This is a genomic window from Vibrio sp. 1731 (genome assembly GCF_033339955.1).
In the GTDB taxonomy this organism is placed as follows: domain Bacteria; phylum Pseudomonadota; class Gammaproteobacteria; order Enterobacterales; family Vibrionaceae; genus Vibrio; species Vibrio alginolyticus.
In genome coordinates this window covers 1-1,258 of the sequence record NZ_JAWOVO010000103.1, presented here as the reverse complement: position 1 = coordinate 1,258, position 1,258 = coordinate 1, and the positions used below count along the sequence as shown (strand labels likewise).

Annotated in this window: 1 protein-coding gene; it reads right to left on the bottom strand. The window is 42.8% G+C overall.

The features are described 5' to 3' along the window. Positions 1-8: 8 nt before the first annotated feature. Positions 9-1,186, bottom strand: a protein-coding gene (locus R7035_RS25480) for an IS3 family transposase (RefSeq protein ID WP_139364634.1) whose coding sequence is annotated in 2 segments (ribosomal slippage) — positions 9-928 and positions 928-1,186 — 1,179 coding nt in all. Because the reading frame shifts where the segments join, the coding sequence is not laid out codon by codon here. Positions 1,187-1,258 lie beyond the last annotated feature (72 nt).

Sequence of the window (1,258 nt, the reverse complement as noted above, 5' to 3'; positions counted from 1 at the left end):
TGTAGTGGTCAACTAAAATTGGCCACGGTTTTAGAGTTTTCCCAATATAACCGTTCTGATTCATTGGGAGTTAGGCCACCGTTATACTGATGCGGCCTGAGTTGACAGTAATACCCGATAATGTAGCGGGTAATTTCTTGTTGAGCTTCAGCAAAACTACGATAACCTACTGTCGGCACCCATTCTGTCTTCAAACTTCTAAAGAAACGCTCCATCGGCGCATTATCCCAACAATTTCCTCGGCGCGATAAGCTCTGTTTTATTTGAAAACGCCATAGAAGTTGACGATATTTTCGACTTGTATAATGGCTACCTTGATCGCTGTGGAACATCACGCCTTTCGGCTTACCACGTGACTCATAAGCCATTGAAAGAGCCTTACCTGTCAGACTGGTATCTGGTGATAAAGACATCGACCAACCAATCACTTTGCGGGCAAATAGATCAATAACAACCGCTAAATACATCCAGCGATTTCCTGTCCAAATATACGTCACATCACCAACCCAAACTTCATTTGGAGCGGTAACAGCGAACTGTCGACCCAAGTGGTTTGGGATCTCAATATGTTCTTGTGAAGCCTTTCTGTAACGATGCTTTGGCTGTTGGCAACTGACTAAACCAAGCGTTCTCATGAGCTTTGTTGCTCGATAACGGCTGAGTTTCACACCCTGATTTGTGATTATATCCGCAATAGTCCTTGCTCCAGCAGATCCGTTGCTTGCTGCGTGGGCCTCACTAACTAAGCTGCGAAGTTTGATTGTTTCGGCCTTAATCGTAGTTGGACGTTTTAGCCAATAATTATAACTACTTCGATGAACATTAAAGACTTCGCATAATGTTTTTACGCTATAGCTCTGCTTGAGTTTCTTGATTATCAAGAATTGTTCAGTGAGTCCGACATCAACAGAGCTGTTGCTTTTTTTAATATTTCATTGTGCTCTTCAAGGCGGGCCAGCTTCTTTTTTAATTCCCTAATTTCTATTTGCTCAGGGGTCATAGGCGAAGCTTTTGGTGATTTACCTTGTCGCTCTTCTCTAAGCTGGCGAACCCATTTGTCCATTGTGGATTTGCCCACATTCATGGCTTGGGCAGCTTCAACTACAGAGTAATTTTGATCTAGGACTAGCTGCGCTGATTCTAACTTAAATTCTGCGCTAAATTGGCGTCTTGCACGTTTTGTCATTATGTCACCTGTTAACTTATGAGGTGATGATATCACCTCTAACTAAGTGACCAAATTCAGTGTGCCACTACA